Raw genomic sequence first — 12623 nt, forward strand, 5'->3', positions numbered from 1 at the left:
GTTTCGATGCGCATTGAGTATTTCTTTTCTAAATTCAACTAAAATTAAATTTAAAATCACTATTGACTTAAATATTATTTATGTTATATTTAATATAGTTAAAATAAAAACAAAAGGAGAGTTAAAATGGAAATAGATAAGATTCCACAGTGGATTCTTGCACTTGAGACGGAGGATGTTACTTTTCTTAAAAACTTTGTTCTAAAATCTGGTTCTCTCAAAGAAATTGCCCATCTGTATGAGGTATCTTATCCTACCGTCCGACTTCGCCTGGATAAATTGATTCAAAAAATAGAGCTGAACGACCAAAAAGAGGAAGAACCTTTTTCCACCTTTATCAAAGGGCTGGCAGTGGATTCTAAAATCGATTTGGAAACAGCGAAGCTCATTATTGATAAGTACAAGCAAGCGGAAAGGAGAAATAAGAATGACTAATGTAACGATTCTGGAGCTTGTTACCGGTTTTGCCATTGCTCTGGCATTGATGGTGACCGAATATCTTTTGTGTACAAAGATGAAAAATCCCCTTTGGGGCGGCATTATTCCATGTCTGATCCTTGTGGGGACCATCTGGATTTTTTCCAGCGGTACGGTTCCTCTGGAAATGCAGTATGTTTTTCCGTTCATTATTCTGAATACTTTATTTTTTGGGGACTGGGGAACCGGACGGGACAAATACAAAAAGCTACAGCAAAAAGAAATGGAACGCATGAAAGCGAAGGATATGTAAGGAGGAACGTTCGATGAAGATAGCCATTTTGCTTGTGATTGCCCTCGTTATAATCATATTCCACTATTGGGCCTGCCGCCGTCCTCCGAAATATTGGTATACGGGTGGAATTATCCCTCTTGCGTGGCTCATCCTTTTGACCGTGCTGTTCTTCAATGGCATGATAAATTGGGCCGAGGACTGGAAAATAGTTTGCTTTCCTACACTGCTTGTCTTTTTGATGTGGGGCGAAGGGTATGAATGGTCCAAGAAAAAAGAACTTGCAAAAATGAAGGCACAGGATATTGAATAATAGACATCTTACTCGATTAAAATCGTCTTTAAAAATCAGCTCTCGACGTCTACTGCCCATTGGGAGCAACCATCTTAACTTTGACCGCAAAAAAAGAGGCAACGAATCTTCAGAATTCGTTGCCTCTTTTTTGTACTTTAAAGTACACTTCTCTCCTTTTCATTTGAAAAATCTTTTCATATTTAATGTCTGCATCCGTCGCATTGCTTTTATCACTATTCAACTTTCATCATGCGATATCCGACGCCGATATGTGTTTGAATGTACTGAGGCGACCCCGGCTCTTTCTCTAATTTCTTGCGGAGCGTCGCCATAAACACACGCAGCGATGCAACGTCATTTTCCCAGCTTCTTCCCCAAATCTGCTGGGTAATAAATGTGTAAGTAAGCACCTTTCCCACATTTTTGCAAAGCAGACACAACAGCTTGTACTCACTGGGCGTCAAATGGAGCTCCTGCTCATTTAAAAAGGCGCAACCTGCCGCATAGTCGACTTTCAACGCTCCGTTTGTAAAAACCGACTCTGTGTTGATTTCGCCAAACTGTACGGCAGCCAACCGCCGCTGCGTGACACGCAGACGTGCCAACAGTTCTTCCACAGAAAAAGGCTTCGTCAAATAATCATCCGCACCAGCATCCAGTGCCTCAATTTTATCTGTGTCTTCGCTGCGCGCACTGATCACGATGATGGGCATATTGGACCAAGAGCGAATTTTGTGAATCACTTCCACTCCATCCATATCCGGCAAACCCAAATCCAAAAGAACGATTTGCGGATTGTGAGAAGACGCTTCCAAAACGGCCGTTTCTCCATTCACTGCACTCAGAAAACGATAATCGTGGGCTCTTAACGTAGTCGTGATCAAATTGCGCACCGGTGTATCGTCTTCGACCACCAAAATCAAGGGTTTATTCATGTAGTTCTACCTCCCCGGAAGGCACTGAAAATGTGAAAACTGCACCATGTGGTACACAGTCGGACACGGTGATTTCTCCACCGTGGGCGTTGACAATGGATTTACACAATGCCAGGCCCAAACCCATACTGCGCCGACTGTCAACGATTTCGTTGGATGCGCTGTAAAACATATCGAAAATGCGGGGCTTTGCCTGATCAGACACGCCAGGACCATTGTCAGCCACAGAGACAAAAACAAAAGAGCCCTGCTTTTCCCATCGAATGTCGATTTGCGAGCCCACAGGCGTATACTTGATCGCATTATCAATCAAATTGATAAGGACCTGGACGATTAGCTTCGCATCGATCTGTGCCAAAAGATACTCTTCAGTATTTTGAACCGTTATGTGATACTCTGCACTTTTTCGGTTGACATGACGCAAAGCTTCCGCCACTACTTCGTCGATCAGTTCAGTGGATACATGTAGATTCATACGCCCTTGCTCCAACCGGCTGACCGACAGCAAATTTTCCACCAAATTGATCATCCACATGGAATCGTCATAAATATCCGTATACATCTGCCTTTTGGCATTTTCATCAAACAGATCTCCATTGGACAAGAGATTACTGGCATTTCCTGAAATAGACGTAAGCGGCGTGCGCAGATCATGAGAAATGGAACGAAGCAGGTTTGCGCGAAGCTGTTCATTTTTGGCTAAAACCGCGGCGGCTTCTTTTTCTTCCAAATTTTTTTGATTTTCCAGTGCCAGCGCGCACTCTCCCAAAACAGAAAGCAAAATTCCGCTTTCAAAGGAGTCCAACGGTTTATCCGCTGCTGCAATTCCTACAACTCCGTATACATGCTCACCAGTGCGAATTGAAAAATATGTACAGCAGGAATCCGAAAAGGTTTCTGTTCCTGCACCTGCTCGCTTATTATTCGTTGCGACCCATTGTGCGACTTCCCGTTCCTTCGGTGAAATATATCGATCCGTCAATGCGCTATTGTCTGCCTTTAAAACAGCCGGTTCTTTCAACCGTTCACCTTCAATTTGATACGTTATAATATCTCTTTGAAATATTTTCAGAAGTTGAGCGGCTGTTACGCAGAAAATATCGGCTTGTGTCCGTTCTTTTTGAAGTTTTTGATTGGTTTCGAACAGAAGTTTGGTCCGCCATGCTACTTGCGCGGAACGTTTTGCATGAGATTTCAGTCTGCTTGCCAACGATCCCGTAATCAGCGATGCCAAAAACATCACCAAGAATGTGACTGGGTAGCTGCTGTCATAGGCGTGAAATGTAAAACGTGGATAAGTAAAGAAAAAGTTAAAGGTCAGAACACTGACAATCGAGGCGATAAAACTGCAAACCGAGCTTTTCGTTGATACGGAAACCAGCATGACCCCTAAAATATACAGGGTGATGATGTTCGCTTCCGTAAAACCTAAATTGTAAAACAAAATCCCAATCAATGTTGCTAAAATAAGGAACCCTGCGCTTTTTACCAGGTCCAGTATCGATACAGACGGCATACGCATGATTTCACGATGCTTGTTCACAAATTGTTTTTCCGTATCGCGATCCGGTATGATATGAATGTCAAGCTCCGGCGCCAGTTCAATCAAACGTTCTGACAAAGAGGCTTTTCGAAAAGCAAAGCGGAGAGGGATTTCACTGCGGCCCAAAACAATTTTGGTAACACCCGACAGACGGGAAAACTCCGCAATCTGATATGCGACATCATCCCCATAAACTGTCTCGACAGAAGCCCCCATCTGCTGCGCCAAATGAATATGGGAACGCAGAGACTCTCTATCTGTTTCTTTTATTCTCTGAAAATCGCTGGTTTCGACAAACAATGCCGTCAATCCGCATCGAAATGCCGCTGCCATCCGTGCAGCCGTGCGAATGATTTTTTCATTGGAAGGAGCCGTAGATAAGCATACCAAAATATGCTCATGCGTGTGATAAGGCGCTCTGCTGGACATTCCTTGCGTATACAATGCCGCACGATCCGCACAACGCCGGAGGGCCACCTCCCGAAGCGCATTTAATCGTGACAACGGATATTTTTCTAGCAGAGCCTCGTCCTTTTGTTCCTGTAACCGCTTTTGTAACATTACCGGCTCTATGTCTATGAATTCCACCTGGGAAGCTTCATCAAAAATGTAATCCGGAATTCGCTCATCCGCGCTATCGCCCAGTATGGAACGCATCGTATCCTGAAGGCTTTCAATATGTTGAATATTGAGTGTTGCATAAACATTTAGTCCAGCCTTCAACAGTTCATCCACATCCTGATATCGCTTCATGTGACGGGAACTGTCTGAATTGGAGTGTGCAAGGTCATCCACTAAAACTATCTGTGGATTTCTTGCAAGAAAAGCATCCGAGTCAATCTCACAGTTTGCGCGACAAGGCACGGTTTCAAATTGCTGCGCAAACTTTTTCGTTTGCGGCCATTGCTCACCGTCAAGTGACGCGATTACCACATCACGACCAGCTTGTTTTTCTTTCAAAGCAGCTTGAAGCATCGCATATGTTTTTCCCGCGCCGGGTGCATAACTTGTAAAAATTGTCAGTTTCCCACACTTGGGAATCACTCTGTCCATTGTTTCCCTCCTTTCCCATGTAGTATAGCACAGTTTCAAAATTTGTACTTACAAATGTCCTTTATGAAAGGAAGCGAAACTCCTGTGTTCCATACGATTTTTCTGTGTTGCACACAGGTTTCAACCGGAAAAATTTCTCTTTGTGAATCACATACGGTGAAAGGGACCGGATCTAAATCCAAAAGTTCACACTGCATGTTGGAATCGCTTTTCGCCTGTGCCGATACAATCGCCGCATCTACATTTCCCGCTTTCAAACAATTCACTATCTGCTCTTCCTGTCCGACGGATAAAACATATTCCATGTCAGGATATTTTTCGGCGACATTCAAAAGCAGCGGTATATCCTCAGGAGCGGATGCAGCAATGTGCAGCCTCTGTGTTTTTTCTTGCGTTTGATTTTCTTTTTGTGTTTTTTCCAGAAAGATTCCCAAACGATACATCACATAGTATCCGAAAACCGCCATCGCAAAAAGACTTCCTAGCCAGATGATATCTTCCATTTCCGTCTCTCCCTTTCAAACAGCAGAAGATTTTCTGAAACACTGACTCTTAAAAATGAAAACACCGCTGAACGTCGCGTTGCGTTCCCAAAACCAACATCGTACTTTCGGACGGCAGGCACGTATCCGAAGTGATAACAGTCATGGCAAACTTTCCGTTCTTTTTGATTGCCATAATATTCACCTGATAACGATTGCGGATATCCAGTTGCCCAATCGTTTTTCCCACCCAGTTTTGCGGGACTTCGATTTCAAAGATGGCGTGGTCGTCGCCCAATTCAATGTAATCTGAAATATGGTCCGAACCATAACGGAGCGCAGTCGAAATAGCCGCCTGTTTTTCCGGATAGACAACCTCATCGGCACCGCTGCGCAGTAAAAACTTTGCCTGCACGTCCCTTGAGGCTCTTGCAACAACTTTTCTCGCTCCCAGCTCTTTCAATAAAGAAGCAGTTTCCAAAGAACTTTGAAAATTATCGCCAATGGCAACAATGCACACGTCAAAGTTCCGCACGCCGATGGTCGCAAGAAAGTCCTCATTGGTACTGTCACCGATCTGCGCGTTTGTCACAAAGGGCAAAACCGCATTTACTCGGCTTTCATCTTGATCTATTGCCATAACCTGATCGTTCAGTTCATTCAGCTTCATTGCGATGTGCCGACCAAAACGTCCCAAGCCAATTAATAAAATTGTTTTCATAAATCCTCCATTTTTATCATTCATTTTATTCCACGACAATTTGTTTCTGCGCAAGGCACACATTGACTTTGAACACGCCTGCAAAAAAACTGTTTCCTGCTAAAACCGCCAAAGTGACCAGCTTCAAAACGAATCCTGCCAAACTTAATACCGGCACCGCAATTGCTTATGGCATAGTACTGCATCAAACAGTCAGATAAAATCGCGAAGGTCCTTGCTGCCGTGACAACATCCAATCTACCGATTTGAATCAGCAAAAGGCTTTCTGTTAAAACAACCAACAGAAAGCCTAGAATAGTCACACGAAAAAGAGACTTATTATTTTTATCATTTCTTTATATCTCATATTATCCATAGCCCGGCTAAAGAAAGTGTTAATGTGTTTCGCTGCACATTAAGATTGTGTTAAGATTTTTAAGGCTGTCACCCCTGAACTGCAATGCAAATGACACTGCGAGGATGGCGGTACAAGGGCACAACGCTACCAAAGTAAACACCATGAACTGGACGATTGGTCCGCTGTCCATATCATCTGTTATCGCAGGGTCCTTTCACTTCATCCCAGCATGCGCTTCATCATCGCTTATGCACAAACAGCATTACATCCCGTCCAGGATGAGCCTTTGTAAAGGCTCCGCTCGAAAGTTCTTTTGGCATTTATTAAGAAAACGCCGTGTTTTATTTGGAAAACATTAACAAAAAAGCGATAAAGTTCTCAAAGCAATAATCGAACGGATATCCTATTTGACATCAGGAACTATGCACACCGCTTGAGGTGCAGTTCCGAAACTGTTACAATAAAGCCGTAGCTTATAATAGAAAAGGAGAACATCATGGATAGAGAAAGCCTGTTGTTGCGCCTGAAATCAAAACCGAATCTGAACCACCTGGTCACAGAAGCGGGAAACACCCCAGAGCTTCTGAACACTTTGTTTGAATTTGTCCGGACCGAGCGCTCCGCCGTGCGGTATGGCTGTACCAAAATCCTCCGTATTTTAAGCGAACAGCAACCGGATAAAATTTATCCATATTTTTTCGACGTGGCACACTGGCTGCAAGATTCCAACAGCTTTATCAAATGGGACAGCATATTGATACTGGCAAATCTCGCGACGGTGGATACACAACACCTTTTCTCCTCCGTCTATGAAGAATATTTCGGGCTGATTCGAGATCCGAAAATGATTACGGCAGCAAATGTTGCAGGCAATGCGTGGAAGATTGTACAGGCCGCGCCTGAATGGGAAGGCGATATTACAAAAAGGCTGCTGGAAGTTCCGCGGATTATCTATTTGTACCACGGAGAACCGTCTGACGAATGCAACAAAGTAATGTGCGGCCATGTTTTGGATTGCTTTGACCGCTATTTTGATGTGTCAAACAACCAAGAGGCCATGCTGGATTTCGCACGTACTCAGTTAAACAACTCGCGAAAATCAGTGGCCAAAAAAGCTGCTCATTTTCTGCAAAGACATGAAAGATGATTGGTCACTGGAGCGATGAGATATTTCTGGTGTTTCCAATAAGACAATGGAGGCTCTCATCCCCTGCTGGAATTGGCTGATTGACTCGGATATTTCCACATGATAATGTTCTGGGCGTATTGGGCAAAAAAACAGCGATGAATCTTTTGATTCATCGCTGTTTTTAAGTAAGGAACTAGAAACAGATAGCATTTTCATCTTAAAGGCATTTGTTAATTGTCTAATCTCATCTCTACTCTGAGGAATCCCGAGAGGCCCCCTCCAGTTTGGTTGGAGCACGGCGTCACTCAATCAATCACCAAGAATAGCCTGACGACTTAGGTGAGCCAGATATGCAGCGGGATTTTTTAACCAAACACGTATCTCTCCCCGATTTTCGTCCCGATGGAATCATATTCCAGTCTACTTTTTAGTTTTTTGACTTGCGGACAAAGGAGCTCTCTCCGCAAGTCAAACATCCGGACTGTTGGGTGAGTCTATGTTTTCTTTTTTCTGCTTCCTTTATCCATGCTCGCGCAATAGATACAAAAGTCCTGATGAACGGTTTTTAAATTTCCACACTTAGCACATCTGTATTTATCTTCCTGCTGTCTAATAAATTCATCAAGACCCTTCGCTTGAATAAAATCAAGATTTTCCAACATGCTCATGTGATATTTTGTCCGGTATCGTTTGTCCAATGCCTTTAACCTGTTACAGGGATATTTCGCACATTCAAAGCAGAACGTCTTTTTGTTTTCGCATTTTTGTATAGAACAATTTTGACAAGCTTTTCTCTCTCCGCCATGACCGCAACCATAACAAGCAAGGCCTTTGCCCTGATATGCTTGACATAAAGCGCAGTTCATACCACAAGGCGCTACAAGTTGTTGAATCATCGTTGTCCTCCATCATTCTCGCATTTATCTAAATCTTTCCACCACTATCCGCAAACAACAAATTTTCGGCTGGCATCGCTGGCCCTCTGAATAAAAAGTACCGCCGAGCAAAAAAACACCAAATGCAGAAAAGAAAGTGTTGCCGTCATTGAGGCAAAGGAATCCGCAACACCACCATGGTGATGCACGCCAAGATCCATGGCAGGAAGATGATAAGCAGCATGATTAATCCGTAAAGGACATTCCAGTGATATTCATCCCGGGCAAACAAACGCCGCGGGTTGTTGACATAATATAGATACAAAATCCGAGGCGGTTGATTGGGATGCTTGAAAAACGCTCGATAAGTCAATGTTTTTCCATCGATGGAATATTTATATTTTGCGTGCCAGTCATAATTTCCGGGATCACCAGTGCAGTACCGATCCTGAATAAACGCCTTGATTACATGTCCCCTCGCCCGAGCAAGGTCGCACTTGTAGTCAAGGCCGAGCCGATAGGAAACCTTTTTGAACAGTGGGATGCTGAACCTGTATCCCAAAATGAGCACAGCAAATACGAGCACCCACTTGCCCCAGTTCACCGGGTCATCTGTAAACAATTCATAGAATGCCGCTTGATAATCCATTCTATCACCGCCTCATCGGTTATGATGCAACTTCTTTCGGACCGCTTTGGCTCTGATTTTATCACAGGCGTGCGGAATTTTCTACATTCATAACAAACGTTTCGGACAAAGCACCTTTCATTTGTCAGTTGCGTAATTTTAGATGAATCACAGAGTTATATCTCATTCCAAACCAGCTTGAACTGTCCGTCTGCTTTCATAAATCTTGTGATGACACGATAATTTGTTCTTTTCTTTGAAAAAATCAACGCATCGGAGTGTTCGCCGTCTAATCGAGCAACAAGCTCTTTTCTCTTGCCGTATATTTCCACACAAACATGTCCCTTTGTTGTGCAAGACGAAAAAATAAACCGATATTGTTTAGATGGCGAAAGGCGGACAATCTGTTTGGTCATGCCATTGCAAGAGACAAAGTTGGCTTGGATGCAGTTGCGTCTTTTTCCCCATCGAGGATATCCGACATAAAGCAGTGCAGATTTTGCGTTCATAACCGCAAAACCGTTGCAATAAAGTATGTAAACCAGACAAACAACCAGTGCACTGATGCTCAGCAACGTAAACACAACTGCCACATAGCTCCCCTCCTTTGGGTCGATTGTATCACAGGAAAACATGGAAAGCCAGTATCGACGACCGCTATCAAAAAACGATCGTTCCGCCCAATGCCCTTATTCGAACTTCTTAACAAAAACCCTTTTTCACAACGTTCTACCGTTGCGGGACAAGACGTCTTTCAAACACCTTTTGCAATTTTCTGTGTCTGTATTATACTTTAGATAAAAAGACGGTCCCTTGATGCGCAGGAAAGAGTTTTCTGCGGTGATGTTTCTTCACAGCATAGCCAAAATTTCCGAGGTGTAATATGAGTCGAGCCTTGCAAAAATCTCATATTCAAATCGAGATTCCTGGGGAAGATTGTCCGCATGCCTTCCCGCTGGATGACGATACCCGTTTCAGCGATCTTTTTCGCACACTGATTGACAAAGGCTATTTTTCTGTTTTTTCAGATAAAAAGTCAGTATGGGTTCTGCTGTGCGGCGACCAAGATTTGGTCACCTGGAATTCTGCTGACAACTCTTTCTACGACCGGTTCCCTTTCGGTGAGCTTTCTATTACCAGCGTTCCTGTCTGGTGCACCCAAACTGTTCATTTTGTATCGTACTCCGACTCGATGGCCCGTGCAAAGTCGCTTTATCGAGACTTCCAAGGCTCTAAATTCTTTATGGGGCACGAAGGTTTTCTTACGGAATATAAAAGTTACAAGGTGCCCTCTGCATTGGAAGATTGCTGGCATGCAGAATTAAGAAACAATCTTTCATCCGGTCAGATATTCTAAAAAACTTTATTGCATGTATTCTCTGCTCAGTCCGCATAGCAGTAGAATTGCAAGCTATATACAGTAGTCTCTCTCGTATTGTTAGATATTCTGTCAGCTTTTCATTTACATTCATTGGCATGACGGAATACCCCCATCTGGAATGAGCTATCTTTGAAAACCACCGAAATCATAGGAAGGAGGATGTTTCTTGTCTCAGATGGTTTACCGCACCCGAGGAAACACCAGCCCTCAGGGAAAACCCCGGGTATATTTCTGCAGCCATCCAGCGGATCAGAAGGTCTTTTTGGACGCCACGGTTCAAGAGTTGCTCACTCTGGCAGATTGTGCTGTCTGGTATGACCCAGAACCCGAAGTTCCACTCTCCCCACTTCAACGGGAAGAGCGAGAAACCGACCTAGCTGCGATGCAATTGTTTGTGCTGCCAGTAACCACCCGGCTGCTCACCACCGCCTCTTCGGCTCTGGAATGGGAGTTTCCTTTGGCCATTGCGCAGCACATCCCAGTGCTGCCCATCCTCCAGGAGCAGGGGCTGGAAAGACTGTTCAATGAAAAATGTGGTGATCTACAATGCCTGGACCCTCATCAAACCGATCCCACTGCCCTACCCTATGAGGTGCGGCTGAAAAAATTTCTGGAATCTGTTCTTATTGGAGACGAACTGGCCGCCCAGGTACGGGCCGCTTTCGACGCCTACATTTTTTTGAGTTACCGAAAAAAAGACCGCCGGGAGGCTCAGGCTCTCATGCGTTTGATCCATGAGAACGAGTTTTGCCGTAACATTGCCATCTGGTACGACGAATATCTGACTCCCGGTGAAGACTTCAACCAGGCAATCGCTCAAGCTCTGGAAAAAAGTCAACTTTTTGTGCTGGCGGTGACCCCTCATCTGCTTGAACGGCCCAACTATGTAATGAACGAAGAGTTTCCCGCCGCCAAAAGCAGCGGCAAACCCATCTTGCCGGTGGAGATGGTCCCGTCCGACCGCTCTGGATTGGAGGCAGCCTATCCAGGTATTCCTCCCTGCACATCCGGGAAAGATAAGCCTCTCTTATCAGAGGAACTGAAAGCGGCTCTGTACGGACTTGCCCTGCGCGCGAGTGACAGCGACCCCAAGCACAACTTCTTCATCGGTCTAGCCTACCTCACGGGAATCGACGTGGAGGTGGACAAGGAGCGAGCAGTTAACCTGATTCACAACGCTGCCGAAGCTAGCCTTCCTGAAGCTATAGAAAAACTGGCCAACATGTATCGCAATGGCGAAGGCATGGCAAAAAACTGGGACGCATCAGTCCTATGGCAGCGACGGCTGTGCTCCGTGCGCCAAGAGGAATGGCAAGCACGCCAGTCACAAGAGACTTTTACTGCATATGCGAATGCACTGTGGAATCTGAGCGATTTTTATTTTGAACTTTCCCAGCCAAAGTCTGCACAGGCCATCTGGGAGAAAGAGCTGTTATCGCTGTGTGACAAAGGATATAAAATGGGCTTTTTTAATAGCCTGCCATATGCTGCGTCCGGCTATTTGAAGCTGGGAGAGCTTTGTCAGACACAAAACAAGCCGGAAGTTGCCCAGATGTGGTATGAGAAAGCAGTCGAATGGTTTCAGGCGCTGTCCGGTTCCATACCGGGTTTTCGGCCATTCCTAGCGTATGCGATGTCTCAATTGGCCAACCTATGCATCGACCGTGAGGATTTTGACATGGCGCAGCATTGGGCCGACGAGGGCATGAAGTGGTTCCTTGCACTGGAAGGCGAAGAAATGACCGCCAAAATGAGACTGTTTTTTGCAACCAACTGCCGATATCAAGGCGATATCTGTATGGCAAAGGAAAACCTGACAGCAGCCCGACACTGGTATGAAAAGGGACTTGAGGCGGCCAACGCATCGTCTCAGGAGAGCAGGTCCATCGAAGCTCGCCAAAGCATGGCCAACTTCTACAACAGACTCGGCACCCTGAGCTTGAAAGAGTGTGATATTTCAGCCGCTCGACACTGGTATGAAGGATATCTGGACCTTACTCAAGCACTGGCCTCCGAAGTCGGCACCAACCCAGACCGCCGTGCAATGGCGAACGGCTATTATCATCTGGGTGATTTGTGTCTTGAAGAAGGAGATCTTTTAACCGCCCGGCACTGGTATGAGGAGGGACTGGCGGTTGCGCAAACGTTGGCGCAGGCATCTGGCACGGATAAAGACCGGCAGGATTTGGCCGACACATACAGTCGGTTGGGCGATCTGTGCAGGGAAGGAAAAGATTTAAAGAGCGCTCGGCACTATCTGGAGGAAGCTCGTTCCATTTATGAGGCTTTGGCAGAGAAAACGGATTTGCCGAAAATGTGGGATCATCTGGGTGTTCGATTGTTCAAGCTGGCCACTTTGTCCGGTGTAGATTCAGCACTGCTACGCCGTTCCCTGTCGATTTGGAAGCGACTGGCAAAAGCCTACCCGGACATCTCCCGCTATAGCCAATACAGAGACACTCTCCAGCAACTACTGGCACAAACAGAGGACTGAGCTGCATCCGACAGAAACTCTCTCTACACTCTTGTCCGGTC

At 45.2% G+C, this 12623-nt stretch carries 14 protein-coding genes; 6 read left to right on the forward strand and 8 right to left on the reverse strand.

The annotated features are described in order from the left end of the window. The first annotated feature begins 126 nt into the window (after nucleotides 1-126). From AB5H98_RS00210 to AB5H98_RS00220, 3 genes are read left to right on the forward strand one after another with little or no spacing between them, the layout of a single operon-like run. Complete coding sequence (locus AB5H98_RS00210; RefSeq protein ID WP_367923893.1) at nucleotides 127-435, forward strand: DUF2089 family protein; 309 nt, start codon at nucleotides 127-129, stop codon at nucleotides 433-435. Beyond that, nucleotides 428-730, forward strand: a complete 303-nt coding sequence (locus AB5H98_RS00215; protein WP_367923894.1) for a hypothetical protein — start codon at nucleotides 428-430, stop codon at nucleotides 728-730. Before AB5H98_RS00210 ends, AB5H98_RS00215 begins: the two co-directional genes overlap by 8 nt. A gap of 13 nt (nucleotides 731-743) precedes the next feature. Beyond that, the gene (locus tag AB5H98_RS00220) at nucleotides 744-1022 is read left to right on the forward strand and encodes a hypothetical protein (protein ID WP_367923895.1); all 279 of its coding nucleotides are present in this window, start codon (nucleotides 744-746) and stop codon (nucleotides 1020-1022) included. A gap of 215 nt (nucleotides 1023-1237) precedes the next feature. Here AB5H98_RS00220 and AB5H98_RS00225 read toward each other — a convergent pair whose 3' ends face one another. Genes AB5H98_RS00225 through AB5H98_RS00245 form a run of 5 tightly spaced genes read right to left on the reverse strand, consistent with a single transcriptional unit; the run spans nucleotide 1238 to nucleotide 5895 of the window. Further along, complete coding sequence (locus AB5H98_RS00225; protein ID WP_367923896.1) at nucleotides 1238-1939, reverse strand: response regulator; 702 nt, start codon at nucleotides 1937-1939, stop codon at nucleotides 1238-1240. Next, on the reverse strand, nucleotides 1932-4535 hold the full coding sequence (locus AB5H98_RS00230; RefSeq protein WP_367923897.1) for a DUF4118 domain-containing protein: 2604 nt from the start codon (nucleotides 4533-4535) through the stop codon (nucleotides 1932-1934). Before AB5H98_RS00230 ends, AB5H98_RS00225 begins: the two co-directional genes overlap by 8 nt. Before the next feature lie 35 nt (nucleotides 4536-4570). Next, on the reverse strand, nucleotides 4571-5038 hold the full coding sequence (locus tag AB5H98_RS00235; protein ID WP_367923898.1) for a hypothetical protein: 468 nt from the start codon (nucleotides 5036-5038) through the stop codon (nucleotides 4571-4573). 49 nt (nucleotides 5039-5087) lie between these two features. Beyond that, complete coding sequence (locus AB5H98_RS00240; RefSeq protein ID WP_367923899.1) at nucleotides 5088-5738, reverse strand: TrkA family potassium uptake protein; 651 nt, start codon at nucleotides 5736-5738, stop codon at nucleotides 5088-5090. 25 nt (nucleotides 5739-5763) lie between these two features. Continuing rightward, complete coding sequence (locus AB5H98_RS00245) at nucleotides 5764-5895, reverse strand: hypothetical protein (protein WP_367923900.1); 132 nt, start codon at nucleotides 5893-5895, stop codon at nucleotides 5764-5766. Nucleotides 5896-6571: 676 nt separating this feature from the next. Between AB5H98_RS00245 and AB5H98_RS00250 the strand changes: the two genes are divergently transcribed. Further along, nucleotides 6572-7222, forward strand: a complete 651-nt coding sequence (locus AB5H98_RS00250) for a hypothetical protein (protein ID WP_367923901.1) — start codon at nucleotides 6572-6574, stop codon at nucleotides 7220-7222. Between the two features lie 476 nt (nucleotides 7223-7698). Here AB5H98_RS00250 and AB5H98_RS00255 read toward each other — a convergent pair whose 3' ends face one another. The 3 genes from AB5H98_RS00255 to AB5H98_RS00265 form a co-directional block, all read right to left on the reverse strand. Then, nucleotides 7699-8100, reverse strand: a complete 402-nt coding sequence (locus AB5H98_RS00255; protein WP_367923902.1) for a DUF3795 domain-containing protein — start codon at nucleotides 8098-8100, stop codon at nucleotides 7699-7701. A gap of 145 nt (nucleotides 8101-8245) precedes the next feature. Continuing rightward, nucleotides 8246-8728: a hypothetical protein gene (locus AB5H98_RS00260; protein WP_367923903.1), complete on the reverse strand. Its 483-nt coding sequence runs from the start codon at nucleotides 8726-8728 to the stop codon at nucleotides 8246-8248. Between the two features lie 155 nt (nucleotides 8729-8883). Continuing rightward, the gene (locus AB5H98_RS00265; protein WP_367923904.1) at nucleotides 8884-9300 is read right to left on the reverse strand and encodes a hypothetical protein; all 417 of its coding nucleotides are present in this window, start codon (nucleotides 9298-9300) and stop codon (nucleotides 8884-8886) included. Between the two features lie 290 nt (nucleotides 9301-9590). On the opposite strand from AB5H98_RS00265, the gene AB5H98_RS00270 reads away from it, so the two are divergent. Then, complete coding sequence (locus tag AB5H98_RS00270; RefSeq protein WP_367923905.1) at nucleotides 9591-10064, forward strand: hypothetical protein; 474 nt, start codon at nucleotides 9591-9593, stop codon at nucleotides 10062-10064. Between the two features lie 199 nt (nucleotides 10065-10263). Beyond that, nucleotides 10264-12582 (forward strand): TIR domain-containing protein, encoded by a 2319-nt coding sequence (locus AB5H98_RS00275; protein ID WP_367923939.1) that lies wholly within the window; start codon nucleotides 10264-10266, stop codon nucleotides 12580-12582. The last annotated feature ends 41 nt before the right edge of the window (nucleotides 12583-12623 follow it).

The sequence above is a fragment of the uncultured Ruthenibacterium sp. genome, assembly GCF_963558415.1.
Classification (GTDB): domain Bacteria; phylum Bacillota; class Clostridia; order Oscillospirales; family Ruminococcaceae; genus Ruthenibacterium.

Coding starts and splice junctions, on each gene's coding strand:
- AB5H98_RS00255 (WP_367923902.1), bottom strand. CDS start 8,100: ATGATTCAACAACTTGTAGCGCCTTGTGGTATGAACTGCGCTTTATGT.
- AB5H98_RS00230 (WP_367923897.1), bottom strand. CDS start 4,535: ATGGACAGAGTGATTCCCAAGTGTGGGAAACTGACAATTTTTACAAGT.
- AB5H98_RS00225 (WP_367923896.1), bottom strand. CDS start 1,939: ATGAATAAACCCTTGATTTTGGTGGTCGAAGACGATACACCGGTGCGC.
- AB5H98_RS00240 (WP_367923899.1), bottom strand. CDS start 5,738: ATGAAAACAATTTTATTAATTGGCTTGGGACGTTTTGGTCGGCACATC.
- AB5H98_RS00215 (WP_367923894.1), top strand. CDS start 428: ATGACTAATGTAACGATTCTGGAGCTTGTTACCGGTTTTGCCATTGCT.
- AB5H98_RS00260 (WP_367923903.1), bottom strand. CDS start 8,728: ATGGATTATCAAGCGGCATTCTATGAATTGTTTACAGATGACCCGGTG.
- AB5H98_RS00235 (WP_367923898.1), bottom strand. CDS start 5,038: ATGGAAGATATCATCTGGCTAGGAAGTCTTTTTGCGATGGCGGTTTTC.
- AB5H98_RS00220 (WP_367923895.1), top strand. CDS start 744: ATGAAGATAGCCATTTTGCTTGTGATTGCCCTCGTTATAATCATATTC.
- AB5H98_RS00270 (WP_367923905.1), top strand. CDS start 9,591: ATGAGTCGAGCCTTGCAAAAATCTCATATTCAAATCGAGATTCCTGGG.
- AB5H98_RS00275 (WP_367923939.1), top strand. CDS start 10,264: ATGGTTTACCGCACCCGAGGAAACACCAGCCCTCAGGGAAAACCCCGG.
- AB5H98_RS00210 (WP_367923893.1), top strand. CDS start 127: ATGGAAATAGATAAGATTCCACAGTGGATTCTTGCACTTGAGACGGAG.
- AB5H98_RS00250 (WP_367923901.1), top strand. CDS start 6,572: ATGGATAGAGAAAGCCTGTTGTTGCGCCTGAAATCAAAACCGAATCTG.